The following is a 24,480-nucleotide window of genomic DNA, read 5'->3' on the forward strand; positions in this document are numbered from 1 at the left end:
GTGTCTCCGTGTTGCGTGTGTCCTACGTGCGGTTGCGCGCCGAGGTCACCCGGTAGACGTCGTAGACGCCCTCCACGCCCCGTACGGCCTTCAGCACGTGCCCGAGGTGCTTGGGATCGCCCATCTCGAAGGTGAAGCGGGAGGTGGCGACGCGGTCGCGGGAGGTCTGGACGGCCGCGGAGAGGATGTTGACGTGCTGGTCGGACAGGACGCGCGTGACGTCCGACAGCAGCCGGGAGCGGTCCAGGGCCTCGACCTGGATGGCGACCAGGAACACCGAGGACTGGGTGGGCGCCCACTCGACACCGAGGATCCGCTCGGGTTCGCGGGAGAGGGAGTCGACGTTGACGCAGTCGCTGCGGTGCACCGATACACCGCTGCCCCGGGTCACGAACCCGATGATGGGGTCGCCCGGGACCGGGGTGCAGCAGCGGGCCAGCTTGACCCACACGTCCTCGACGCCCTTGACGACGACGCCCGGATCGGCGCTGGAGCGGCGCTTGCGGCCGCGGGCCGGCGGGACCGACTCGTCGATCTCCTCGGTGGCCGCCTCCTCGCCGCCGAGCGCCTGGACCAGCTTCTGCACGATGTTCTGCGCCGAGACGTGGCCCTCGCCGATCGCCGCGTACAGCGCGGAGATGTCGGAGTAGCGCATCTCGTGCGCGAGCGTGACCAGCGAGTCGCCGGTGAGGATGCGCTGGATCGGCAGGTTCTGCTTGCGCATCGCGCGGACGATGGCGTCCTTGCCCTGCTCGATCGCCTCGTCGCGGCGTTCCTTGGAGAACCAGGCGCGGATCTTGTTGCGGGCGCGCGGCGACTTGACGAAGCCGAGCCAGTCGCGGGACGGCCCGGCACCGGCCGCCTTGGAGGTGAAGACCTCCACCAGGTCGCCGTTGTCCAGGGTGGATTCGAGCGGTACGAGACGGCCGTTGACCCGTGCCCCTATGGTGCGGTGGCCGACCTCGGTGTGGACCGCGTACGCGAAGTCGACCGGGGTGGCGCCGGCCGGGAGCGCTATGACGTCGCCCTTGGGGGTGAAGACGAAGACCTCGTTGCGGGACAGGTCGAAGCGCAGGGACTCCAGGAACTCGCCCGGGTCCTCGGTCTCCTTCTGCCAGTCGAGAAGCTGCCGCAGCCACGCCATGTCGTTGATGGCGTCCTTGTCCTTGCCGGACGACTTGGGAGCGTCCGTGCGGACCTTGGACGCGCCGGCGACGGCCTCCTGCTTGTACTTCCAGTGCGCGGCGATGCCGTACTCGGCGCGGCGGTGCATGTCGAAGGTGCGGATCTGCAGCTCGACGGGCTTGCCGCCCGGTCCGATGACCGTCGTGTGCAGCGACTGGTACATGTTGAACTTGGGCATCGCGATGTAGTCCTTGAACCGGCCGGGGACCGGGTTCCATCGCGCGTGCACCGTGCCGAGGGCCGCGTAGCAGTCGCGGACGGTGTCCACGAGGACGCGGATGCCCACCAGGTCGTAGATCTCCGCGAAGTCACGGCCGCGGACGATCATCTTCTGGTAGACGCTGTAGTAGTGCTTGGGGCGGCCGGTGACGGTGGCCTTGATGCGGGCTCCGCGCAGGTCCTGCTGCACCTCGTCGGTGACCACGGCGAGGTACTCGTCGCGTTTGGGGGCCCGCTCGGCGACCAGGCGGACGATCTCGTCGTACATCTTGGGGTAGAGGATCGCGAAGGCGAGGTCCTCCAGCTCCCACTTGATGGTGTTCATGCCCAGGCGGTGGGCGAGCGGCGCGTAGATCTCCAGCGTCTCGCGGGCCTTCTGCTCCTGCTTCTCGCGCTTGAGGTAGCGCATGGTGCGCATGTTGTGCAGGCGGTCGGCGAGCTTGATGACCAGGACGCGCGGGTCCTTGGCCATGGCGACGACCATCTTGCGCACGGTCTCCGCCTGCGCGGCCTCGCCGAACTTGACCTTGTCCAGCTTGGTGACGCCGTCGACGAGGAGGGCGACGGTGTCGCCGAAGTCGCGGCGGAGCTGTTCCAGGCCGTACTCGGTGTCCTCGACGGTGTCGTGCAGCAGTCCGGCCATCAGCGTGGCCGGGTCCATGCCCAGCTCGGCGAGGATGGTGGTGACGGCGAGCGGGTGCGTGATGTAGGGGTCGCCGCTCTTGCGCTTCTGCCCGCGGTGCCAGCGTTCGGCGACCTGGTAGGCGCTCTCGATCTGCCGGAGCGTGGCGTTCTCGGTCTTGGGGTCGTTGCTGCGCACGATCCGCAGCAGCGGCTCCAGCACCGGGTTGTACGGGTTGGCGCGCTGGACGCCGAGACGGGCGAGGCGGGCACGGACGCGGTTGGAGGAGCCGGAGCGGACGGGCTGCCCGGTGTTCGGGCGGACCGCGGGGGCGGAGCGCTCGGTCGGGGCCGGCTTGGGGCGCGGCTGCTCGGGCTTGTCGACGGGGGCGGCCTGGGCGTGCTGGACCGGCCCGCGGGTGTCGTTCTTCGCCTGGGGCGTGGTCGGCGCGGGCTTGGCCGCGGCCGCCGAGGCGGACTCGGGCTTGGCGGCGGTCAGGTGCTGGGCCTCGTCTGGCAAGAGGACTCCTCGTGCGCGATCCGGGTCGCCCGGGCAGGCTCCGGAAACCCCATGGTAGCGATCCCGCCCCCGGGGATCGCCTGCGGAGCGGTAGTGAGGACCGTCTACCCCGGAAACGCACGAGGCGGACGCCGGATTCCTCCGGGTCCGCCCACGTGGTGTGGCAGGGCCTGCGCCGTCCGGGCCGTCGCCGGTCAGACCGTGAGCAGCGCCTCCAGCGGGGCGCCCGCCAGGGCCGGTTCCAGACGGGCCCGGCCGCCGAGGAAGCCGAGTTCCATCAGGACGGCGAGGCCCGCGACCTCGGCGCCCGCCCTGCGGATGAGCTGGAGGGACGCCTCGGCGGTGCCTCCCGTGGCGAGGACGTCGTCCACCACCAGGACGCGGTCGTCCGCGCGGAGGTCCTCCGCGTGGACCTCGATCTCGGCGGAGCCGTACTCCAGGTCGTAGGCCTGGCTGAGGGTGGCTCCGGGGAGCTTGCCCGCCTTGCGTACGGGGATGAAGCCGAGGCCCGCGCGAACGGCGACCGGGGCGCCGAGGATGAAGCCCCGGGCCTCCAGGCCGACGACCTTGGTGGCGCCCGTGCTCCGGGCGATGCCGGCCAGGGCGTCGCTGAGCGCGGCGAACGCCGCGGGGTCCGCCAGGAGCGGGGTGATGTCCTTGAACATCACGCCCGGCTCCGGGTGGTCCGCCACGTCGCGGATGCGGCTGAGCAGCAGGGTCGAGAGGTCGCTCGGCTCCGTCATCGGCGCTTCCCCGAGGGACGGCCGCGGCCGCGGGAGGCCTGCTGGTCACGCGGGCCGACGACCGCCGGCGCGGCGTCGTCGGAGTCGTCGTCGGAGTCGTCTTCGTAGTCCTCGTCGGAGACCCGGGCGTCCGGGGACTCGCCCGCGGCCGCCGTCTGGAGGCGCCTGGCCAGCACGCGCTTCTTCAGGGACCGCATCGCCGGCTCGCGCTCCTTGAGGTCGGCGACGAGCGGGGTGGCGATGAAGATCGAGGAGTACGCGCCGGCGGCGAGACCCACGAACAGCGACAGCGAGATGTCGTTCAGCATGCCGGCGCCGAGGACACCGCCACCGATGAACAGCAGGCCGCCCACCGGCAGCAGCGCGACCACCGTGGTGTTGACGGAGCGGACCAGGGTGCTGTTGATGGAGCGGTTGGCGATCTCGCTGTAGGTCCAGCGGGTCTGCTTTCCGATGTCCCTCGTCTGTTCCTTGAGGCTGTCGAAGACGACGACCGTGTCGTACAGCGAGTAACCGAGGATGGTCAGCAGACCGATCACCGTGCCCGGCGTGACCTCGAAGCCCACGAGGGCGTAGATGCCGACGGTGATGGTGATGTCGTGGATCAGCGCGACGAACGCGGCGAGCGCCATGCGCCACTCGAAGGCGAGCGCCAGGTAGATCACGACCAGGATGAGGAAGATGCCGAGGCCCTGCCAGGCCTTGTTGGCGATCTGCTCACCCCAGCTGGGACCGACCAGCTCGGCGTTGATCTGCTCCGCGTCGACCTCGAGGTCCTCGGCGAGCGTGTTCTTGATCCGGTCCGAGGTGTTGGTGTCGATGCCCGCGACCTGGATGCGCATGCTGCCGTCGCCGAGCTTCTGGACGATGGCGTCGTGACCGGAGGCGTCCTCCGCGTACTCCTCGGCCGTGGCGACCGAGACGCTCATGTTCTTCGGGGTCGTGAAGACCGCTCCGCCCTGGAACTCGATACCCATGTGCAGGCCGCGCACCGCCAGGCCGACGATGGCCGTGATGGTGATCAGGATGGAGATGCCGTACCAGATCTTGCGGTTCTTGACGAAGTCGTAGCCGACCTCGCCGTGGTGCAGTCGGGCGCCGAGGTTGCCGAGTTTCGACATCTCTCACGCCTCCTTCGGGTCGACGGGGCCGGCGGCCGGGCGGACGGGACGGCGGGTGCGGCGCAGCGGCGGCTTGGCGCCCAGGGCCTTCGGGTCGAGACCGGACCACTTGTGACCGCTCGCGAAGAACTGCCGGCGGGCCATCAGCGTCAGCAGCGGCTTGGTGAAGAGGAACACCACCACGACGTCGAGCACGGTGGTCAGGCCGAGCGTGAACGCGAAGCCCTGGACCTTGCCGACGGTGACGACGAAGAGCACGGCGGCGGCGAGGAACGACACGAAGTCCGAGACCAGGATGGTGCGGCGGGCACGCGGCCAGGCCCGCTCCACGGCGGGACGCAGCGTGCGGCCCTCGCGGATCTCGTCCCGGACCCGTTCGAAGTACACGATGAACGAGTCTGCCGTGATGCCGATCGCGACGATGGCACCGCACACGGCCGGCAGGTTCAGCGCGAAGCCGATGGTCGGGCCGAGCAGCGACATGATCACGTAGGTGAGGGCGGCGGAGACCAGCAGCGACAGGACCGCGATGAAGGACAGGCCGCGGTAGTACAGCAGCAGGTAGAGGACGACCAGGGCGAGGCCGATGGCACCGGCGATCAGTCCGGCCTCCAGCTGCTCACCGCCGAGGGCGGCGGTCACCGTGGTGACGCTGTCCTCGCGGAACGTCAGCGGCAGGGCGCCGTAGGACAGCATGTTGGCCAGTTCCTGCGCCGACTGCTGGGTGAAGTTGCCGGAGATCTCGGCGTTGCCACCGGTCAGCGCCTGGCTGACGTACGGGTCGGAGACGACCTCGCCGTCCAGGACGATGGCGAACTGGTTCTGCGGGGACTGCTTCTGCGCGAGCTGACCGGTGATGTCGGCGAACTTCTTGGCGCCCTTGTCCGTGAAGTCCATCGTGACGGTCCAGCCGGCACCGGTCTGCGTGTTCAGGAGGGCCTGGGCCTTGTCCACGTCCGTGCCGTCGACCGCCGCCGGGCCGAGGATGTACTTCTGCCACTGCCCCTGGGAGTTCTGGCCGCAGGCCACGGTCGAGTCGCTGGACTTGGCGCCGTCACCGGCCGTGGCGCGGACGTCTTCCTTGGTGCAGTCGAGCGCGGCGTACTGCTCCTGGAGCTTGCTGTCCGCGTCGCCGGAGGTGCCGCCGGTCGCGGAGGGGACGGCCTCGTCGGCCGCGCCGCTCGCGGAGGCGGACGGCGTCTCGTCGGCCTTCAGGGCGTCGGTGACCGCGCGGCCCTGGGTGGTGGCGTCGGCCGACGGGTCGGCGGCGTCGGACGGGGACGAACCGTCGGTCGCCTTGTCCGTGGCCCCGTCGGTCGCCTTGTCGGTCGCCTTGTCGGTGGCCTTGTCGTCTCCGGACGCGCTGCCGGAGGGGCTCGGCGCGGGCGCGGCCCCGCCGGCGATCTCGGTGGCGACGACGGGACGGAAGTAGAGCTTCGCGGTGGTGCCGACCTGATCCCGGGCCTGCTTGGAGTTCGTGCCCTTGGGAATGTTGACGATGATGTTGCGGGTGCCCTGCGTCTGGACCTCGGCCTCGGAGACGCCAAGACCGTTGACCCGGCGCTCCATGATGGAGACCGCCGTGTCCATGTTGGTCTTGTTGATCGCGGACTCCTGGCCGGCCTCGGGGACCGCCGCCAGCGTGATGCTCGTACCACCGGCCAGGTCGATGCCGAGACGCGGAGTGGTGTGGCCGGAGGCGAACATGCCTCCGGTGAGCGCCACCATGGCGATCAGGATCAGGGCCAGCGCGCGCCACGGCTTGCTCGGGGCGCTGGCGTTCCTGCCCTTTTTAGGTGCTGCCACCTTCTCGTACTCCCTCTCGGGCCGCCTCGCGCCGGGTCACGGGCAGGCGGCCATGACATGGTGTCGGGATTCCGTGCGAGTTGGGCATGTCCCGGGGCGCGCGGGCAGCGCCCGCGCACCCCGGGACACGACTACTTCGCCCCGGAGTCGCCGTCGGACTTCTTCGGCTGTGCGTCCGCCTTGGCCTCGTCGGTGGTGTCGGCGTCGGTCGGCACGTCGGCCGCGTCCTTCTTGCCGAGGTCGACGGGCGTGTCGTCGGAGACGGCGGCAGCGTCGGAGGAGTCGTCGGTCTCGGTGAGGGAGGAGGCGTCGTCGGGAACGACGTCGGCGTCGGACTTCAGGTCGTGCTCGATGCCGTGAACGATGCGGTTGTACTCGTCGTCGGTCAGGACCGCACCGATCGAGTTCTTGGCGAACAGCAGTTCCACGCCCGGCCCGGCGTCGAGGAGGACCGTGTCCTCGTTGACCTCCTTGACCGTCGCGTACATGCCCCCGATGGTGCGGACGCCGGAACCGGGCTGCATCTGGTTCCGCATCTGAATGGCCTCTTGCTGCTTCTTCTTGGCCGACCGGGTCATCAGGAACATGGCCCCGATGAGCACAATGAACGGGAGGAGGGTCAGGAGACTCACGGGTCGGAACTTCCTTCACACGACCGCGATGGTGAACGGCCTGATGGTTGGGGGTGTGCGTTGCCGCCGACAACGGTGGCATCGGCGGAGTCTAAGCGAGTCCGCGCGCAGGGAACAACGCTCAGCATGGCACCCGGGTTCCTGCCCTGGCCGTCGTCCTCGCCGTCACGCCCCGAACAGGTCTCCTTGTCCGTTTCCGGCGGCTCCCGAGCGGGGCGGCGCGAGGCCGAGATGCGTCCAGGCCGCCGGAGTGGCGACCCGCCCGCGGGGGGTGCGGGCGAGCAGGCCCTCCCGTACCAGGAAGGGCTCGGCCACCTCCTCCACGGTCTCACGCTCCTCCCCCACCGCCACGGCGAGCGTGGACAGGCCGACCGGTCCGCCGCCGAACAGCTTCAGCAGGGCCTTGAGCACCGCACGGTCCAGCCGGTCCAGGCCGCGGGCGTCGACCTCGTAGACCGCGAGGGCCGCCGCGGCGATGTCCCGGGTGATCAGGCCGTCGGCCTTGACCTGCGCGTAGTCGCGGACACGGCGCAGGAGGCGGTTGGCGATCCGGGGGGTGCCACGGGAGCGCCCGGCGATCTCGGCGGCGCCGGCCGGGTCGATCTCCACGTCGAGCAGGCTCGCCGAGCGGTGGACGACGCGCTCCAGTTCGGCCGGCTCGTAGAACTCCATGTGCGCGGTGAAGCCGAAGCGGTCGCGCAGCGGGGGCGGCAGCAGGCCGGCCCGGGTGGTGGCGCCGACCAGGGTGAAGGGGGGCAGTTCGAGGGGGATGGCGGTGGCGCCGGGGCCCTTGCCGACGATGACGTCGACACGGAAGTCCTCCATCGCCATGTAGAGCATCTCCTCGGCGGGCCGGGACATGCGGTGGATCTCGTCGAGGAAGAGGACCTCGCCCTCCTGGAGGGAGGAGAGGATCGCCGCGAGGTCGCCGGCGTGCTGGATGGCCGGGCCCGAGGTGATGCGGATGGGGGCTTCCATCTCGGCCGCGATGATCATCGAGAGAGTGGTCTTGCCGAGGCCGGGGGCGCCGGAGAGCAGCACGTGATCGGCGGTGGCGCCGCGTGCGCGGGCGGCGCGCAGCACCAGGTCGAGCTGCTCGCGGACCTTCTCCTGGCCGATGAACTCGCCCAGGTCCTTGGGGCGCAGGGCGGCCTCCACGGCCTGGTCCTCGCCGTCGGCGGCAGGGCCCACCAGCCGCTCGCCGGCGGCGGTGTCGGTCGTGTCGTCCCAGTTCATGTGCGTATGCCTCAGCTCTCCGTACGGGCTATCGGGCGCGGTTCAGCGTCTGCAGGGCCGCCTTCAGCAGCTGCCCCACCCGGGGGGTGCCCTCGGCGGCCTCCGCCTGGGGTGCCACGGCGGCGACGGCCTCGTCGGCCTCGCGGGTCGCGTACCCGAGGCCGATCAGGGCGGCGTGCAGCTGGTCGCGCCAGCCGGTGGTGACCGGTGCTCCGACGGCGGGGGCGCCGACCGGCTCGCCTAGGCGGTCCTTCAGCTCGAGCAGCAGTTTCTGGGCGCCCTTCCTGCCGATGCCGGGGACGGCGGTCAGCGCCTTCTCGTCCCCGGTGGAGACGGCTCTGCGCAGGGCGTCGGGGGCGTGCACCGCGAGCATCGCCTGGGCCAGCCGGGGTCCGACGCCGCTGGCGGTCTGGAGCAGTTGGAAGACCTGGCGTTCGTCGTCGTCGGCGAAGCCGTACAGGGTCAGGGAGTCCTCGCGGACGACGAGGGAGGTGGCGAGCTTGGCGGGCTGTCCGACGCGGAGCGCGGAGAGCGTGTTCGGCGTGCACTGGACGGCCATGCCGACCCCGCCGACCTCGACCACCGCGGCGTCGGGAGCGAGGGCGGCGACCGTGCCGCTGACGAAGGCGATCATGCCGTACGGCCTTTCGGTGCGTGGGGGGCTTTCGGGGGCCGGGGGGCCTTGGCCGCGTGCAGGGCGGCGGCCCGCTGGATCCGGTTCTGGGCGGGGGCGCGCCAGATGTGGCAGATGGAGAGGGCGAGGGCGTCGGCGGCGTCGGCGGGCTTCGGCGGTGCGTCGAGCCGCAGCAGCCGGGTGACCATGGCACCGACCTGGGCCTTGTCGGCGCGGCCCGAGCCGGTGACGGCGGCCTTGACCTCGCTGGGGGTGTGCAGGGCGACGGGGATGCCCCGGCGGGAGGCGCACAGGATGGCGACGGCGCTGGCCTGGGCGGTGCCCATCACCGTTCGGACGTTGTGCTGGCTGAAGACGCGCTCCACGGCGACGAACTCGGGCCGGTACTCGTCCAGCCACCGTTCGAGGCCCTGTTCGATCGCGACGAGGCGGTGGCCGAGGTCGGCGTCCGCCGGGGTGCGCACCACGCCCACACCGAGCATGGTGAGCGGCCTGCCCGCGACGCCCTCCACGACGCCGACGCCGCAGCGGGTCAGCCCCGGGTCCACCCCCAGTACGCGCACGCGCCGCCCCTTCCCTCGATCACCTGTTTGTGCAGGCTATCGGGTGCCACCGACAAAGCGACGGGCCGGCGGAGTGCGTCCCGCCGGCCCGCTGAGCAGTGGGCGCGTTACGCGTCGACCTTCTCCATGATCTCGTCGCTCACGTCGAAGTTGGCGAAGACGTTCTGCACGTCGTCGCTGTCCTCCAGCGCGTCGATGAGCTTGAAGATCTTCCTGGCGCCTTCCTCGTCGAGCTCGACCTGCATGGTCGGGACGAAGTTGGCGTCGGCGGACTCGTAGTCGATGCCGGCGTCCTGCAGGGCGGTGCGGACCGCGACCAGGTCGGTGGCCTCGCTGAGCACCTCGAAGTTCTCGCCGAGGTCGTTGACCTCCTCGGCGCCCGCGTCCAGGACGGCGGCGAGGACGTCGTCCTCGCTCAGCTCGCCCTTGGGGACGATCACCACTCCCTTGCGGTGGAACAGGTACGACACCGAGCCCGGGTCGGCCATGGAGCCGCCGTTGCGGGTCATCGCGACGCGGACGTCCGAGGCGGCGCGGTTGCGGTTGTCGGTGAGGCACTCGATGAGCACCGCGACACCGTTCGGGCCGTAACCCTCGTACATGATCGTCTCGTAGTCGGCGCCGCCGGCCTCGAGGCCCGCGCCGCGCTTGACCGCGGAGTCGATGTTCTTGTTGGGGACCGACTGCTTCTTCGCCTTCTGGATGGCGTCGTACAGCGTCGGGTTGCCGTCGATGTCGGCCCCGCCCATGCGGGCCGCGACCTCGATGTTCTTGATCAGCTTCGCGAAGAGCTTGCCGCGCTTGGCATCGATCACGGCCTTCTTGTGCTTCGTCGTGGCCCATTTAGAGTGGCCGGACATCTGCCTGTCTCCTTCGCGTAACCCATCTCTGCAACGAACGCAGGAATCCTACAAGGACTCGGCCGTCCGGCATGCGCGCACCATGTCGACGAACAGGCCGTGCACGCGGTGGTCGCCGGTCAGTTCCGGATGGAACGACGTGGCCAGCGCGTTGGCCTGGCGGACCGCGACGATGTGGCCGTCGTGCTCGGCGAGCACCTCGGCCCCGGCGCCCACGGACTCCACCCAGGGGGCGCGGATGAAGACGCCCTCCACCGGCGCGCCGGTGACGCCCCTGACGCCGACCGCGGCCTCGAAGGACTCGTTCTGCCGTCCGAAGGCGTTGCGGCGCACGATCATGTCGATGCCGCCGATGGTCTCCTGCCCGGAGCGCGGGTCGAGGATCTTGTCGGCGAGCAGGATCATGCCGGCGCAGGTGCCGTAGACGGGCATGCCGTCGCGCACGCGCGCGCGCAGGGGTTCCATCAGGCCGAACAGCACGGCGAGTTTGGAGATCGTGGTGGACTCGCCGCCGGGCAGGACCAGGCCGTCGACCCCGGCGAGTTCCCCGGGGCGCCTCACCGCCCTGGCCGCGGCGCCGGCCGCGGCCAGGGCGGTGAGGTGTTCCCGTACGTCGCCCTGGAGGGCCAGGACGCCGACCACAGGTGCTTCGCTCATGGGTGCTTACCAGCCGCGGTTGGCGTAGCGCTCGGCCTCGGGGAGGGTGTCGCAGTTGATGCCGACCATGGCCTCGCCGAGGTTGCGGGACGCGTCCGCGATGATCTTCGGGTCGTCGTAGAAGGTGGTCGCCTTGACGATGGCGGCGGCGCGCTTGGCCGGGTCGCCGGACTTGAAGATGCCGGAGCCGACGAAGACGCCCTCGGCGCCGAGCTGGCGCATCAGCGCGGCGTCGGCCGGGGTGGCCACACCGCCGGCGGAGAACAGCACGACCGGGAGCTTGCCCAGCTCGGCGACCTCCTTGACCAGCTCGTACGGGGCGCGCAGTTCCTTGGCGGCGGCGTACAGCTCGTTGTTGTCGTAGCCGCGCAGGCGGGCGATCTCGTTCTTGATCTGGCGCAGGTGGCGCACCGCCTCGACGACGTTGCCGGTGCCGGCCTCGCCCTTGGAGCGGATCATCGCGGCGCCCTCGGCGATGCGGCGCAAGGCCTCGCCGAGGTTGGTGGCGCCGCAGACGAAGGGGGTGGTGAACGCCCACTTGTCGGAGTGGTTGACCTCGTCGGCCGGGGTGAGGACCTCGGACTCGTCGATGTAGTCGACGCCGAGCGACTGCAGCACCTGGGCCTCGACGAAGTGCCCGATGCGGGACTTCGCCATGACGGGGATGGAGACGGCCTCGATGATGCCCTCGATCATGTCCGGGTCGGACATGCGGGCCACACCGCCGTCCTTGCGGATGTCGGCCGGGACCCGCTCCAGGGCCATGACGGCGACGGCGCCGGCGTCCTCGGCGATCTTCGCCTGCTCCGGCGTGACGACGTCCATGATCACGCCGCCCTTGAGCTGCTCGGCCATGCCGCGCTTCACGCGCGCGGTGCCGGTCTCGGGACCCTGGTTTTCGGAGAGCGTGCTGGACACGGATGACCTCGCTGAGGGGAAGGAGGGGGGTTTCTGCAGCACCGAGGAAACGTGAACGGACCAGTCCACAGCAAGGGCCAATGGAAAGGCGGTGGATCCTTTTGGCCGGGCGGCGGACCGCCGCCCGGCCGCTTCCCGCCGCTACGCAGCCCGTTCGATCAGCGCGACCGGCGGCTCGTCGTCCGTCTCGAAGGCCATCGGGAAGGGCGCGTGTCCCGCCAGCCGGAACCAGCGCACCTTGCGGTGCCGCCGCAGCGCCCGTGCGGCCCGCACGGTGTCGTTGTGGAAACGGCGGGCCATCGGCACCCTGCGGACCGCCTCGGCCAGCTCCGAGGCCGCCTCCTCTCCCCCGGGCGCCGCCCTGACCGCGTCCACCTGGTGCGCGTCGGCGAAGACCGCGCGCAGCGCCTGGCTCAGCTCGCTCTCGGCCACCTCGCGCTGTTCCTCCACCGCCTGCCGCGCGGCGTGCGCCGCCTCGTACAGCACGATCGAGGCGGCCGGGTCGAGGACCCCGGAGGTCGCCAGTTCCTGTGCCACGGAGGCGCGGCGCAGCAGCTGCGCGTCGAGCGCGGCCCGTGCGGCGTCGATGCGGGCGTGCAGCCGGTCCAGCCGCCCCGCCGTCCAGCTCAGGTAGAGGCCGGTGGCGATGAGGGCGACGAGGATCCAGATCAGGGTTGCGGTCACGGGCGGCAAGGCTACCGGGGCACCGCGCCGGGGTCCGCCCCGTGTCCGGGCGTGGCCGTCACCGGGGGCCGCCGGCGAGCCCCCGCCTCCGGCCCGGCGCGGTCCGAGGGCCCGGCCTCACCCGAGCCGCACGAGCGGGGGGGGCTCCCGGACGGGCCGGTGGTGCCGGCCCGGGCTGCCCGTTCGCCCTCAGTCGCGGGCCAGCCCGAACCGGGCCCACAGCCCCGTCGTGCGGTCGTCCGCCGCCACCGCCGCCGCGCCCGCGGTCACCGTCTCGTAGACCGACAGGATGTCCGCGCCGACGGTCGACCAGTCGAAGCGGCGGACGTGGGCGCTGCCGCGGGCGCGCAGCTCCGCGCGGCGTCCCGGGTCCCGGAGGAGCCGTACGGCCGCCTCGGCGAGCGCGTCCGCGTCCTCGTTGGCGAACAGCTCGCCCGCCGCCCCCCGGTCGAGGACCTGGGCGAACGCGTCCAGGTCCGAGGCGAGCACCGGAGCGCCCGCGGACATCGCCTCCACCAGGATGATGCCGAAGCTCTCACCACCGGTGTTGGGCGCCACGTACAGGTCGACGCTGCGCAGGAAACGGGCCTTGTCCTCGTCGCTGACCATGCCGAGGAACTCCACGCGCGAACGGAGCTCCCGGGGCAGCGGCTCGACCGCCTCCTGCTCGTCGCCGCGGCCGGCGACCAGCAGGCGGACCCCCGGGCGGGCGGCGAGGATCTTCGGCAGGGCCTTCATCAGCACGGGCAGGCCCTTGCGGGACTCGTCGATCCGGCCGATGAAACCGATGGTCTCGCCCTGCCACTCGGCTTTCGGCTCGGCCCTGGCGAAGAAGTCGACGTCGACGCCGTTCGGGATGACCACCGCGTCCCCGCCCAGGTGCTCGACGAGGGTCCGGCGGGCGTACTCGCTCACCGCGATGCGCGCGCTGATCTTCTCCAGGGCGGCCTGCAGGATCGAGTACGCGGCGATCATCGCGCGGGAGCGCGGGTTGGACGTGTGGAAGGTGGCGACGATGGGTCCGTCGGCCGCCCAGCAGGTCAGCAGGCCGAGCGAGGGCGAGGTCGGCTCGTGGATGTGGACGACGTCGAACGCGCCCTCGTGCAGCCAGCGCCGCACCCGCGCCGCGGACAGGAAGCCGAAGTTCAGCCGGGCCACCGACCCGTTGTACGGCACCGGCACCGCGCGGCCCGCCGAGACGACGTACGGCGGCAGCGGGGTGTCGTCGTCGGCCGGGGCGAGGACGGACACCTCGTGACCGAGGCGGAGGAAGTACTCGGCCAGATCACGGATGTGGAACTGGACGCCTCCCGGCACGTCCCAGGAGTACGGGCAGACGATGCCGATTCTCACGCGGTCCCCTTGCGGTCCTGCTCGAAGGCCGGCGCGGGGTCCCGCGCGGGGTCGAGGTCCTTCAGCCACAAGCGCTGCAGCATGTGCCAGTCCTCCGGGTGGTCGGCGATCCCCGTGGCGAAGGCGTCGGCCAGCGCCTGTGTCATGACGGACGTCTTCTCGGGCCGCGTACCTGACGCGGGGACCTCGACCGGCGGATGGATCCGGCCCCGCATCACCGGCGACTCGTCGTACCAGAGGGTCACCGGCAGCAGCCGGGCTCCGGTGTGCTGGGCGAGCAGCGCGGGGCCGCCCGGCATCCGGGCCCGCTCGCCGAAGAAGTCGACCTCGACACCGGAGGCGGACAGGTCACGGTCGGCGACCAGGCAGACCAGTCCGCCGCCGCGCAGCCGCCGGGCCAGGGTGCCGAAGGCGGAGCCGCCGCTGTGCGGCAGCACCTCCATGCCGAGGCCCTCGCGGTAGGCGACGAACCGGTCGTACAGCGTCTCCGGCTTCAGGCGCTCGGCGACGGTGGTGAACGGTATGCCGAGCCCGGTGGTGACCCAGGCGCCGGCCAGGTCCCAGTTGGCGAGGTGCGGCAGCGCGACGATGACGCCCTTGCCGGCCGCCAGGCCGTCGGTCACGTGGTGCATGTCCTCGACGTCGACGCCGGCCGCGATGCGCTCGGTGCTCCAGGCGGGCAGCCGGAAGGACTCCATCCAATAGCGCAGATACGACCGCATGCCCGCGCGGGACAGCTCGGCGAGCCGCGCGGGGCTCGCATCGGGCACCACCCGCGCGTAGTTGCTCTCCAGCCGGAGCACGCCCTCGCCGCGCTGTCTCCAGGCGAGGTCGGCGATGGTCCGGCCGAGACGGACGGCGACCGGTTCGGGCAGTCGCTTCACAGTGCCCCAGCCGGCGCCGTACAGGGCGTCGGTGAGCCGTTCCCGGGTGCTCACTTCGCCGCCTCGCTCCCCTGGCTCTCCTGCCGCTCCGCGGCCTCCGCCTCGGCGGACTCCCGGCGCACGGTGACGACCCGCTGGATCAGCGTGACCAGGCTGCCGACGGCCACGATCCACAGGGCGACCGGCAACAGGTACTGGATGCCGGGCACACCGAACGCGTGCAGGCCGGCGAGACCGGCCGCGACCAGCGAGACCACGAGCCGCTCGGCCCGCTCCACCAGCCCGTTGACGGCGACCGGCAGGCCGATCGACTCGCCGCGCGCCTTGGTGTACGACACCACCTGGCCGCTGGCCAGGCAGAAGATCGACACCGCGCACAGGACGTTGTCGTCACCGCCGCCCGCGTACCACAGGGCGAAGCCGCCGAAGACCGCCCCGTCGGCGACCCGGTCGAGGGTGGAGTCCAGGAAGGCGCCCCAGCGGCTGGAGCGGCCGAGCTGGCGGGCCATGTTGCCGTCGACGAGGTCGGAGAACACGAACAGCGTGATCACGACCGTGCCCCAGAAGAACTCGCCCCTGGGGTAGAAGACCAGCGCGCCCGCGACCACACCCGCGGTGCCGATGAGCGTGACCGTGTCGGGGCTGACCCCCCGCCGGATGAGAAACGCGGCGAACGGTGTGAGGACACGCGTGAAGAATGCACGCGCGTACTTGTTCAGCATGGCCTTCCCGACGGTCGGTGGGGCCGCGCGGCCCTTGCTGGCCACCCGGCGGGCCCCATCGTAGCCACGCGCGCGGGCGGGTGGCCGCCCGCACCCGATCGCCCGGCCCCCGGCCCGGCGGGCGGCCGCCCGCACCGCCGTGAGCACGGCGGGACCTCGTGATCACGTCCCTCGTATGGACGCACCGTGACGGGAGTGGAAAGCTCGAATGACCGCGGGCGTCGCCGGAGCCGCACCGCACGCGGATTCCGCGGGTCCGCGCCCACAGTGACCTCACCGTGCACGGGAGGCAGGATCATGGGCGACAAGACGCACACACACCCCGGAGCCGCCGGCAGGGCACAGGCGGCCGACCACCCCACGTCCGTACGGAACGTGGTGCTGGTCGGCCCCTCCGGATCGGGCAAGACCACTTTGGTGGAGGCTCTCGCGCTGACCGCGGGAGCCGTGAACCGGGCGGGCCGCGTGGAGGACGGCGGCACCGTCTCGGACTACGACGGGATCGAGCACCGGCAGCAGCGCTCGGTACAGCTCTCCCTGGTGCCGCTCGAATGGGACGGCGTCAAGGTCAACCTGCTGGACACCCCCGGATACGCCGACTTCGTCGGGGAACTCAGGGCCGGTCTGCGGGCCGCGGACGCGGCCCTGTTCGTCGTCTCGGCCTCGGACGGTGTGGACGGCTCGACCCGGATGGTGTGGGACGAGTGCGCGGCGGTCGGCATGCCGCGCGCCATCGTCGTCACGCGTCTGGAGGCGGCCCGCGCGGACTTCGAGGAGACGACACGGGTCTGCGCGGAGACCTTCGGCGGGGACGACCCCGACGCCGTGCTGCCGCTGTACCTGCCGCTGCGCGGACCGGCCGGGCCCGACGGGCACGCGCCCGTCACGGGGCTGATCGGACTGCTGTCGCAGAAGCTGTTCGACTACTCCGCCGGCGAGCGCAAGGAGTCCGGGCCGGGTGCGGAGCATCTGCCGCTGATCGAGCAGGCCCGCGGCCGGCTCATCGAGGGGATCATCGCCGAGAGCGAGGACGAGACCCTCATGGACCGCTACCTCGGCGGCGAGCAGGTCGACGTCGGGACCCTGACCGAGGATCTGGAGCGGGCGGTCGCGCGCGGGATGTTCTTCCCCGTCCTGGCCGCCGCCCCCGCTGCCGAGGGCGCCCGCCAGGGACTCGGCACGGTGGAACTGCTGGAACTGATCACCGGCGGCTTCCCGACCCCGCTGGAGCACGGCGCCCCGCGCGTGACCGGCGTCGACGGCACGCCGCGCGAGCTCAGGCCGTGCGACCCCGACGCCCCGCTGGTCGCGGAGGTCGTGAAGACCTCCTCCGACCCCTACGTCGGCCGGCTCTCCCTGGTCCGGGTCTTCTCCGGCACCCTGCGCGCCGACCAGACCGTCCACGTCTCCGGGCACGGGATGGCCGACCGGGGCCACGAGGACCACGACGTCGACGAGCGGATCGGCGCCCTGTCCACACCGTTCGGCAAGCAGCAGCGGCCGGTCTCGCACGTGATCGCGGGCGATCTGGCGTGCGTGGCGAAGCTCGGCCGCGCGGAGACCGGCGACACCCTGTCCGCCAAGGACGACCCGCTGCTCATGGAGCCCTGGGAGATGCCCGATCCGCTGCTGCCGCTGGCCATCCGGGCACACAGCAAACCCGATGAGGACAAGCTGTCGCAGGGGCTGGCCCGGCTGGTGGCCGAGGACCCGACCATGCGCCTGGAGCAGAACCAGGACACCCACCAGGTGGTGCTGTGGTGCCTGGGCGAGGCGCACGCCGATGTGGCCCTGGAACGGCTGCGCAGCCGCTACGGCGTCCAGGTCGACGTCGTGCCCCACCGGGTCCCGCTCCGGGAGACCTTCGGCGCCAGGGCCGCCGGGCGCGGCCGGCACGTCAAACAGTCCGGCGGGCACGGCCAGTTCGCCATCTGCGAGATCGAGGTCGAGCCGCTGCCGAACGGCTCGGGCATCGAGTTCGTCGACAAGGTGGTCGGCGGCGCCGTGCCGCGGCAGTTCATCCCCTCGGTCGAGAAGGGCGTACGGGCCCAGGCGGTCAAGGGGGTCGCCGCCGGGCATCCGCTGATCGACGTGCGGGTCACGCTCCTCGACGGCAAGGCGCACTCGGTGGACTCCTCCGACGCCGCGTTCCAGACGGCGGGCGCGCTGGCCCTGCGGGAAGCGGCCGCGGAGGCGAGGATCCACCTGCTGGAGCCGGTGGCCGAGGTGAGCGTCCTGGTCGGCGACGACTACGTCGGCGCCGTGATGAGCGATCTGTCCGGCCGGCGCGGCCGGGTGCTGGGCACCGAGCAGACACCCGGCGGCCGCACCCTCGTCAGGGCCGAGGTCCCGGAGATCGAGATCGGCCGTTACGCCGTCGACCTGCGCTCCCTCTCGCACGGCACCGCCCGCTTCAGCCGCCGGTACGCGCGGCACGAGCCCATGCCGCCCCAGGTCGCGGAACGGGTCAGGGAAGAGGCGCGCGCAGCCTCGTAGCCGGCGCCGGGCGCCCGCGGGGAGGACGCGCGGGCGCCCGCGCGCGCGTCGCGTTCCGGACGACTTCGGGCCGCTTCGCTCCGTACCGGCGGGCTGCTTGGGCCTTCCGCCGACGGACGGCCGTGGCTACGGATACGCTGAAGACCTGATCAACAGGTGTGCGCAGCACGGAAGTCGGGAAGGCCGCATGACGACAGTCGCGGCGATCGGGGGCGGGAATGACCGTTGAGAGCGGTTACGCGGACTTCTTCGGTCCGCAGGTACCGCGCACGGGCGACGAGGGGCAGACGCCGACGTTCGCGCTGGCCTCCGCGTCCTACCGGGACAACGAGGCCGAGGAGATACTCAAGGCCAACAACGAATGGCACAAGTCGGCCGTCAGCAAGCCCAGGCTGGCGCTCTTCCGGCCGAACCTGGGTGAGGCGTTCTCCCGCGCGGTCATCGACCGGATGCTGGGGTCCGGGCGCGCGCCGCTCATCCAGTCCTTCGGCATCCAGCCGCAGGTGGTGGTGGAGCACGCGCTCGCGGCGCACCGCATCCGCCGGGAGCGCGACAACTGGCTGAGCGCCGTCATGGTCCTGTGCGGGCTGCTCTTCCTGCCCGGACTCCTCGTGTGGCTGCTGGTCTTCCAGATCCGTATGACGATGGGCAGGCGCGAGGACAAACGGGCCGGCGCGCTCGCCACCGTCCTGCTGGTCGCGGTGGGCGCCCTCGCCCTGCTCTTCCTGATCCGCACGCCGTTCGACGGATTCTGGGCGTGGTACGCGCGCGCGGCGATCGTCGCCCCGGTCGCGGGCTGGTTCTGGGCCAAGCGGATCTGCGAGCGCACCGCGCACGACCTGCGGGAGCGCTGGAGCGGCCTGCTGTCCGGCAGCAGCGTCGGCGCCAAGGTGCCCGAGGCGGTGCCGAGCAGCCCCGGCGAGACGGCGGCCGAGCAGCTGCGCCAGTCCCTGGCCCGGCTGAGCGCCGAGCAGCAGTCCAACTCCGTGTTCTACGCCGGGCCCAAGGGCATACTCGGCATGGGCACACGCTGGGGCAGCTGGCAGCTCGCCGAGGATCTGGTGCAGGCCGACCCGGACCGGGAGATCCACCCGTTCCGCAGCTGGGACGTCATCAGGGCCATCCACGACCGGCTGCGGATGCTGGAGCGCGGGCCGCTGAACACCGGCGGCTTCCCCAAGCCGTCGGTACGGCACTGGATCGTCACGCCGATCGGGGAGAACGCCGGGGCGGTGTCCCGGCCCGACGGCACGGACGTCGAGGCGTACCAGGTCAAGCCGCACGCCATACAGGACATCTGCAACAAGCAGCAGTTCGGCGCGGGCGACCGGCACTACCTGGGCGTGCAGTGGACGCTGTGGGACGGCCAGCTGGTGATCACCATGCTGATCACGGTGACCGTGCTGCACGAGACGCTGCGCATCGAGGTGACCGGGCACGCGCTGGGACCGGTGCACTCGCTGTTCACCAGCAAGCCGGCGGCCAAGGAGAAGGAGGTCCAGAAGTCGATCAGGTTCTGGGAGACCCGGAAGGTCAAGCTCCCGCTGGTCGGCTCGGACGAGGTGGTGCGCCTGGCCGCGCGGGCACCGCTGACCTGGTACCCGCCGCTGCTGTACTGGCTCGGCGGCAAGCTGAGCCTGCCCGAGCCGTTCGGTCTGCGGCACGCGTGGGCGGACAAGCCGTGGCGGCACCGGTTCATGGCCGACGACGCGCTGCGGGCGGCCACGCCGGTGCTGCGCGTGGTGCACACCGCGGCGCTCAAGGTGCTGGAGGAGAACGGCGTGGACACGACGAAGTTCGGTGCGCGGTCGTCGTCCCTGAGCACCGCGGTGCAGGACGCCGCGCCGAAGAAGGCCGACGTGTACGACGCGTAGGCCTCCGGCGTTCGGGCGGAGGAGGTACGTCGGGGTGAGGCCGCTGCGGCCTCACCCCGGCCCCCCGTCGGCCTGAGCGGCCCCGTCCTCGAACGCCGGACGGCTGGGGGGAGCGGTCCGGGCCTGTCTCCCGGAGCCGACGGGCCCGGTGGGGCCGGCCGCGGCTCGCGCTCAGGCCGGCCAGGCCTCCGCCAGCATCTTGCGGGTGTCCGCCAGCAGTTGGGGCAGCACCTTCGTGTGACCGACCACCGGCATGAAGTTGGTGTCGCCGCCCCAGCGCGGGACGATGTGCTGGTGGAGATGGGCGGCGATGCCGGCGCCCGCGACCGTGCCCTGGTTCATGCCGATGTTGAAGCCGTGCGCCCCGGAGGCGGTGCGCAGGGCGGTCATCGCCCGCTTGGTGAGTTCGGCGAGCTCCGCGGTCTCCTCCACGGTGAGGTCCGTGTAGTCGGCCACATGCCGGTACGGCACCGTCATCAGGTGGCCGCCGGTGTACGGGTACAGGTTGAGCACCGCGTACACCCGCTCGCCGCGCCGCAGGATCAGCCCGTCCTCGTCGGACTTGGCCGGGAGGGAGCAGAAGGGGCAGCCGTCGCCGGCGCCCGGGCCGCTCGGCTTGTTCTCGCCCTGGATGTAGGCCATCCGGTGGGGCGTCCACAGACGCTGGAACGCGTCCTGCGTGCCCACTCCCCACTGCTGCTCCGGCTCACTCGTCATGCGTGCAGCATATGGCGTCACCGGAGGGCGGCGAAGAGGCCCCCGGGAACATCCCCGGGGGCCTCTCCCGCCGGCCGTGCGGTCAGACCTGCGCCCGCTCCTCGACGACCTTGGCGATCTTCGCGATGGCCTCGTCGACGGGGATGCCGTTCTCCTGCGAGCCGTCGCGGTAGCGGAAGGAGACGGCACCGCCTGCCATGTCCTCGTCGCCCGCGATGACCATGAAGGGCACCTTCTGCTTCTGGGCGTTGCGGATCTTCTTCTGCATCCGGTCCGAGGACGCGTCCACGTCCACCCGCAGTCCCGCCGCACGGGCCTTCTCGGCGAACTCCTGGAGGTACGGCACGTGCGCGTCACCGATCGGGATGCCGAGCGCCTGGACGGGCGCCAGCCACGCCGGGAAGGCACCCGCGTAGTGCTCGAGCAGCACGCCGAAGAAACGCTCGATGGAGCCGAACAGCGCGCGGTGCAGCATGACCGGCTGCTGGCGCGAGCCGTCCGCGGCGGTGTACTCCAGGCCGAACCGCTTGGGTTGGTTGAAGTCCACCTGGAGAGTCGACATCTGCCAGGAGCGGCCGATGGCGTCCTTGGCCTGGACGGAGATCTTCGGACCGTAGTAGGCGGCGCCCCCCGGGTCCGGCACCAGTGGCAGGTCCTGCTTCTCGGCAGCCTGGCGGAGGGCCTCGGTGGCCTCCGCCCAATCCTCGTCGGAGCCGATGAACTTGTCGGAGTCGTCGCGGGTGGACAGCTCCAGCTCGAACTCGGTCAGGCCGTAGTCGCGCAGCAGGTCGAGGACGAAGGTCAGGAGCGTGTCCAGCTCCTCGGGCATCTGCTCCTTGGTGCAGTAGATGTGCGAGTCGTCCTGGGTGAAGCCGCGCGAGCGGGTCAGGCCGTGCACGACGCCCGACTTCTCGTACCGGTACACCGTCCCGAACTCGAAGAGGCGCAGCGGCAGTTCACGGTAGGAACGCCCGCGTGACTTGAAGATCAGGTTGTGCATCGGGCAGTTCATCGCCTTGAGGCGGTAGTTCTGCTCGTCGAACTGGATGGGCGGGAACATGCCCTCCGCGTAGTGCGGCAGATGCCCGGAGATCTCGAAGAGGTGCTCCTTCGAGATGTGCGGGGTGTTCACGAACTCGTAGCCGGAGACCTCGTGCCGACGGCGCGAGTAGTCCTCCATGACCTTGCGGATCACACCGCCCTTGGGGTGGAAGACCGCGAGGCCGGGGCCCAGCTCGTCGGGGAAGGAGAACAGGTCCAGCTCGGCGCCGAGCTTGCGGTGGTCGCGCTTCTCGGCCTCGGCGAGGAAGTCCAGGTACGCCTTCAGCTCTTCCTTGGACGGCCAGGCGGTGCCGTAGACGCGCTGGAGCTGCGGGTTCTTCTCGCTGCCGCGCCAGTAGGCGGCGGCCGAGCGCATCAGCTTGAAGGCCGGGATGTTCCGCGTGGTCGGCAGGTGCGGACCACGGCACAGATCCTTCCAGCACAGCTCGCCGGTCTTGGCGTCGAGGTTGTCGTAGATCGTCAGCTCACCGGCGCCGACCTCGGCGCCGGCGCCGTCGGCGGCCTGCGCGGCGTTGCCCTTGAGGCCGATCAGCTCCAGCTTGTACGGCTCGTCCGCCAGTTCCTCACGGGCCGCGTCGTCGCTGGTGACGCGGCGGGAGAAGCGCTGGCCCCGCTTCTGGATCTCCTGCATCTTCTTCTCGATGCGCTTGAGGTCCTCGGGGGTGAAGGGCTCCTTGACGTCGAAGTCGTAGTAGAAGCCGTCCCGGATGGGCGGGCCGATGCCCAGCTTGGCCTCGGGGAACAGTTCCTGCACGGCCTGGGCCATGACGTGCGCGGTGGAGTGGCGCAGGATGTTCAGGCCGTCCTCGGAGGAGATCTCCACGCCCTCGACGGTCTCGCCGTCCCCGACCTCGTAGGCGAGGTCCTTGAGCTCGCCGGCCACGCGCGCGGCGATGACCGAGCGCTCGCCGGCGAAGAGCTCGGCGGCCGTGGTGCCCGTCGTCACCACGCGCTCTTCCCGCTCGGAATCGCGTTGGATGACCACACGGACGTCTGACACCGGTCTCTCCTGACTGAAGGGTGAGGTGCGGCGCCATACCGGAGCGCACGCATGGGTGCGATCGTACCGACCCGGGCCCGCCCTTAGCGAAATCCCTCCTCGCGGCCCGGACCGCAGGCCTCCCCGAAGACGTCGGGATTCTCCTGGAGCGCCTTCGTCAGCCGGTCCCGTTCGGCCTCGTCGACCCGCACCGGCGCGACCTCGCGGGCGTCGGTGAGCCGCCGGAAGCCGCCCCGGCTCTCCAGCCGCCCGCGCACCCGCACCGGAAGCCCGGCGAGGTGGGCGTGTCCGGCGATGCGGTAGTCCTCCTCGCCGAGCACGATCCGGACGTGGCCGACCTCGGCCCCGGCGAGGACGCGCAGCCGTACCGTGCCCTCGCCGCGCGGCCCGGCCCTGCGCATGCGCACCACCGCGCCGGTGAGGTGCACCCGCACGGAGGGCTCCGCCCGCTGGTAGCGGACGCCGGCCTCGCTCAGCACGGGCAGGTCGCCGGGGGAGAACTCGACGGGGTCGGCGGTGGCCGCGCAGCCCTCGGGCACCCCGGCCGCCGGTGCCCACGCCACGGCGATCCGGGCGCCCTCCGTACCCCGGACCAGGGCGGCGAGTGCCTCGGTGAGCTCATGGCTGACGCCCGCCCCGACGGCGGTGCCGAAGGCGTCCATCCCGCCGGTGGCCCGGCGGTAGTCGACGGCCTCCCGGGCCGCGTGCAGGGCCTGGTGCAGGCGTACGGCGAGGGGGCGTCCGGTGGCGACGGGGACGAACGCGGTGAGCCGGCGTCCGCCGGGTGCGGGCCCGACGAGGACCGTGCCGAGCGCGGCGGCGGCCGAGTGCCGGTGCCGGGCGCCGTGGAACCCGGCCCGCGCGCGGGTGGCGAGTGCGGCGGCGAGCAGGGTCCGGCGGGCGGCGGAGCGCAGCTGTTCCTCCGTCGTCCAGGCCGTGCCGCCGCCGGGGCCGGCCGGTACGTCGCGCCACCAGCGGATCTCGTCGCTGGGCACGGCGAGGGCGAGCAGGATCTCGCGGGCCGCGGACGTGGCGGTGCGGGAGAGGGCGTGCAGGGCTTCGGCGAGCAGGTCCTCGCTGTCGGGGAAGGCGTGGCTCTCCGGCACCAGCAGGCTCGTGCCGCTGCCCGGTCCCGGCGGGGTCCAGCGGCCGTAGCGGCCGGGGGCGCCGCCGCGCCGCTGCCAGCCGTGGCGGTGCAGGAGCGCGGTGAGCACGGCGGGGTCGACGTCGGCGGGCCCGGGCGGCCGGCCGTCGAGGGCGGCGCCGGCGGGATGCGGGCGTACCGGCCGCGGCGGTTCCCCGGTCGAGCGGTGCGTCACGGTGTTCCTCCCGTCCCGACCCGCGTCATGATCTCGCACAGCGCCCGGTCGTCGAAGACGCGTGCGGTGGGGATCCGCACCGTGGTGCGGGTGCGGCCGGTGACCGGGTGTCCGGCGAGGTTGGTCCAGTAGCAGCAGTGCCGCAGGTCGAGCCGGTCGTGGCCGGCGCGCAGCCAGTCGTCCTGCGAACGCGGCACGATCATCACGACGAGGATCTTGTGCACCGAGACCGGGGTGCGGGCGAGCTTGGCGAGATGCCCGTTGTCGAGCGTGAAGGAGAAGGAGCGGCCCGGCGGGTCCGGGGCGATCTGGTACGTCGCCTTCAGCTGCACCTTGATGGTGACCTCGTCGTCGACGGTGTGCCCGGCGGCGCTGTGGCTGACGTGCCAGTCGATGCCGTTGTCCGGGAAGGGCTGGGAGAGTGAACAGCCCGCGGCCGCCGCGACGGCGTGCAGATAGCCGACCTGCAGGGTCTCCATGCAGGCGGTGGTGGCGAGAGTGCCGCGAGGGGGCGGCGTGCGCTCGGGCAGCAGCCCGCCCCGTTCGGGCTGCGCGATGGCCATGGCCAACAGCCTTCCAGAACAGTCGTGTCCCCGGTGCGGGTCGTTGAACTGCGAGGACCCGTACTCCTGTTGTCTCCTTCCGGCGTACGGT

Annotated in this window: 21 protein-coding genes; 2 read left to right on the top strand and 19 right to left on the bottom strand. The window is 71.7% G+C overall.

The window, feature by feature from the left end; genetic code table 11:
* Window positions 1-22 precede the first annotated feature (22 nt).
* The 15 genes from relA to pgsA all read right to left on the bottom strand — a co-directional run bounded on the left by relA (window position 23) and on the right by pgsA (window position 15,358).
* A complete protein-coding gene (gene relA, locus ACF07S_RS18315; RefSeq protein WP_391964442.1) occupies window positions 23-2,545 on the bottom strand; it encodes a GTP pyrophosphokinase in 2,523 nt (840 codons plus the stop codon).
* A gap of 194 nt (window positions 2,546-2,739) precedes the next feature.
* Window positions 2,740-3,288: an adenine phosphoribosyltransferase gene (locus ACF07S_RS18320; protein ID WP_391964443.1), complete on the bottom strand. Its 549-nt coding sequence runs from the start codon at window positions 3,286-3,288 to the stop codon at window positions 2,740-2,742.
* A complete protein-coding gene (gene secF / locus ACF07S_RS18325; protein ID WP_391974591.1) occupies window positions 3,285-4,409 on the bottom strand; it encodes a protein translocase subunit SecF in 1,125 nt (374 codons plus the stop codon). The genes ACF07S_RS18320 and secF overlap by 4 nt, the downstream gene beginning before the upstream one ends.
* A 3-nt stretch (window positions 4,410-4,412) precedes the next feature.
* On the bottom strand, window positions 4,413-6,215 hold the full coding sequence (gene secD / locus ACF07S_RS18330; RefSeq protein ID WP_391974592.1) for a protein translocase subunit SecD: 1,803 nt from the start codon (window positions 6,213-6,215) through the stop codon (window positions 4,413-4,415).
* A 131-nt stretch (window positions 6,216-6,346) separates the two neighbouring features.
* Window positions 6,347-6,847: a preprotein translocase subunit YajC gene (yajC, locus tag ACF07S_RS18335; protein ID WP_391964446.1), complete on the bottom strand. Its 501-nt coding sequence runs from the start codon at window positions 6,845-6,847 to the stop codon at window positions 6,347-6,349.
* Window positions 6,848-7,012: 165 nt separating this feature from the next.
* A complete protein-coding gene (gene ruvB, locus ACF07S_RS18340; protein ID WP_391964447.1) occupies window positions 7,013-8,083 on the bottom strand; it encodes a Holliday junction branch migration DNA helicase RuvB in 1,071 nt (356 codons plus the stop codon).
* A gap of 28 nt (window positions 8,084-8,111) precedes the next feature.
* Window positions 8,112-8,717: a Holliday junction branch migration protein RuvA gene (gene ruvA / locus ACF07S_RS18345; protein WP_391964448.1), complete on the bottom strand. Its 606-nt coding sequence runs from the start codon at window positions 8,715-8,717 to the stop codon at window positions 8,112-8,114.
* Window positions 8,714-9,280, bottom strand: a complete 567-nt coding sequence (gene ruvC, locus ACF07S_RS18350; protein ID WP_391964449.1) for a crossover junction endodeoxyribonuclease RuvC — start codon at window positions 9,278-9,280, stop codon at window positions 8,714-8,716. The genes ruvA and ruvC overlap by 4 nt, the downstream gene beginning before the upstream one ends.
* 107 nt (window positions 9,281-9,387) lie before the next feature.
* The gene (locus ACF07S_RS18355; protein ID WP_391964450.1) at window positions 9,388-10,140 is read right to left on the bottom strand and encodes a YebC/PmpR family DNA-binding transcriptional regulator; all 753 of its coding nucleotides are present in this window, start codon (window positions 10,138-10,140) and stop codon (window positions 9,388-9,390) included.
* 48 nt (window positions 10,141-10,188) lie between these two features.
* Window positions 10,189-10,797, bottom strand: a complete 609-nt coding sequence (gene pdxT, locus ACF07S_RS18360) for a pyridoxal 5'-phosphate synthase glutaminase subunit PdxT (protein WP_391964451.1) — start codon at window positions 10,795-10,797, stop codon at window positions 10,189-10,191.
* A 6-nt stretch (window positions 10,798-10,803) separates the two neighbouring features.
* Window positions 10,804-11,715 carry a pyridoxal 5'-phosphate synthase lyase subunit PdxS gene (gene pdxS / locus ACF07S_RS18365; protein WP_391974593.1) on the bottom strand — a complete coding sequence of 304 codons (912 nt, stop codon included), beginning with the start codon at window positions 11,713-11,715 and terminating at the stop codon, window positions 10,804-10,806.
* A 141-nt stretch (window positions 11,716-11,856) separates the two neighbouring features.
* Window positions 11,857-12,399, bottom strand: coding sequence for a hypothetical protein (locus ACF07S_RS18370; protein WP_391964453.1), 543 nt, complete (start codon window positions 12,397-12,399; stop codon window positions 11,857-11,859).
* Window positions 12,400-12,588: 189 nt separating this feature from the next.
* A complete protein-coding gene (locus ACF07S_RS18375; protein WP_391964454.1) occupies window positions 12,589-13,752 on the bottom strand; it encodes a glycosyltransferase family 4 protein in 1,164 nt (387 codons plus the stop codon).
* Window positions 13,749-14,690 (bottom strand): phosphatidylinositol mannoside acyltransferase, encoded by a 942-nt coding sequence (locus ACF07S_RS18380; RefSeq protein WP_391964455.1) that lies wholly within the window; start codon window positions 14,688-14,690, stop codon window positions 13,749-13,751. The genes ACF07S_RS18375 and ACF07S_RS18380 overlap by 4 nt, the downstream gene beginning before the upstream one ends.
* Complete coding sequence (gene pgsA, locus ACF07S_RS18385; protein WP_391964456.1) at window positions 14,687-15,358, bottom strand: phosphatidylinositol phosphate synthase; 672 nt, start codon at window positions 15,356-15,358, stop codon at window positions 14,687-14,689. Before pgsA ends, ACF07S_RS18380 begins: the two co-directional genes overlap by 4 nt.
* A gap of 297 nt (window positions 15,359-15,655) precedes the next feature.
* Here pgsA and ACF07S_RS18390 point away from each other — a divergent pair, with 297 nt between their 5' ends.
* On the top strand, window positions 15,656-17,854 hold the full coding sequence (locus ACF07S_RS18390) for an elongation factor G-like protein EF-G2 (RefSeq protein ID WP_391964457.1): 2,199 nt from the start codon (window positions 15,656-15,658) through the stop codon (window positions 17,852-17,854).
* Between the two features lie 218 nt (window positions 17,855-18,072).
* Entirely contained in the window at window positions 18,073-19,728 is a 1,656-nt protein-coding gene (locus ACF07S_RS18395; protein WP_391964458.1) for a hypothetical protein, read from the top strand.
* Window positions 19,729-19,899: 171 nt separating this feature from the next.
* On the opposite strand, the gene ACF07S_RS18400 is transcribed toward ACF07S_RS18395, so the two are convergent.
* The 4 genes from ACF07S_RS18400 to ACF07S_RS18415 form a co-directional block, all read right to left on the bottom strand.
* The gene (locus ACF07S_RS18400) at window positions 19,900-20,445 is read right to left on the bottom strand and encodes an HIT family protein (protein WP_391964459.1); all 546 of its coding nucleotides are present in this window, start codon (window positions 20,443-20,445) and stop codon (window positions 19,900-19,902) included.
* Between the two features lie 82 nt (window positions 20,446-20,527).
* Window positions 20,528-22,507: a threonine--tRNA ligase gene (thrS, locus tag ACF07S_RS18405; protein WP_391964460.1), complete on the bottom strand. Its 1,980-nt coding sequence runs from the start codon at window positions 22,505-22,507 to the stop codon at window positions 20,528-20,530.
* 83 nt (window positions 22,508-22,590) lie between these two features.
* Entirely contained in the window at window positions 22,591-23,826 is a 1,236-nt protein-coding gene (locus ACF07S_RS18410) for a hypothetical protein (protein WP_391964461.1), read from the bottom strand.
* Window positions 23,823-24,389 (bottom strand): DUF4365 domain-containing protein, encoded by a 567-nt coding sequence (locus ACF07S_RS18415; protein WP_391964462.1) that lies wholly within the window; start codon window positions 24,387-24,389, stop codon window positions 23,823-23,825. Before ACF07S_RS18415 ends, ACF07S_RS18410 begins: the two co-directional genes overlap by 4 nt.
* Window positions 24,390-24,480 lie beyond the last annotated feature (91 nt).

Source organism: Streptomyces sp. NPDC016640, from assembly GCF_043076215.1.
GTDB lineage: Bacteria > Actinomycetota > Actinomycetes > Streptomycetales > Streptomycetaceae > Streptomyces.

Bases quoted from the DNA above. Each gene is read 5' to 3' on its own strand.
- ACF07S_RS18320 (WP_391964443.1), bottom strand. From the start codon at position 3,288: ATGACGGAGCCGAGCGACCTCTCGACCCTGCTGCTCAGCCGCATCCGC.
- secF (WP_391974591.1), bottom strand. From the start codon at position 4,409: ATGTCGAAACTCGGCAACCTCGGCGCCCGACTGCACCACGGCGAGGTC.
- ruvB (WP_391964447.1), bottom strand. From the start codon at position 8,083: ATGAACTGGGACGACACGACCGACACCGCCGCCGGCGAGCGGCTGGTG.
- ruvA (WP_391964448.1), bottom strand. From the start codon at position 8,717: ATGATCGCCTTCGTCAGCGGCACGGTCGCCGCCCTCGCTCCCGACGCC.
- ACF07S_RS18355 (WP_391964450.1), bottom strand. From the start codon at position 10,140: ATGTCCGGCCACTCTAAATGGGCCACGACGAAGCACAAGAAGGCCGTG.
- pdxT (WP_391964451.1), bottom strand. From the start codon at position 10,797: ATGAGCGAAGCACCTGTGGTCGGCGTCCTGGCCCTCCAGGGCGACGTA.
- pgsA (WP_391964456.1), bottom strand. From the start codon at position 15,358: ATGCTGAACAAGTACGCGCGTGCATTCTTCACGCGTGTCCTCACACCG.
- ACF07S_RS18390 (WP_391964457.1), top strand. From the start codon at position 15,656: ATGGGCGACAAGACGCACACACACCCCGGAGCCGCCGGCAGGGCACAG.
- ACF07S_RS18395 (WP_391964458.1), top strand. From the start codon at position 18,073: ATGACCGTTGAGAGCGGTTACGCGGACTTCTTCGGTCCGCAGGTACCG.
- ACF07S_RS18400 (WP_391964459.1), bottom strand. From the start codon at position 20,445: ATGACGAGTGAGCCGGAGCAGCAGTGGGGAGTGGGCACGCAGGACGCG.
- ACF07S_RS18415 (WP_391964462.1), bottom strand. From the start codon at position 24,389: ATGGCCATCGCGCAGCCCGAACGGGGCGGGCTGCTGCCCGAGCGCACG.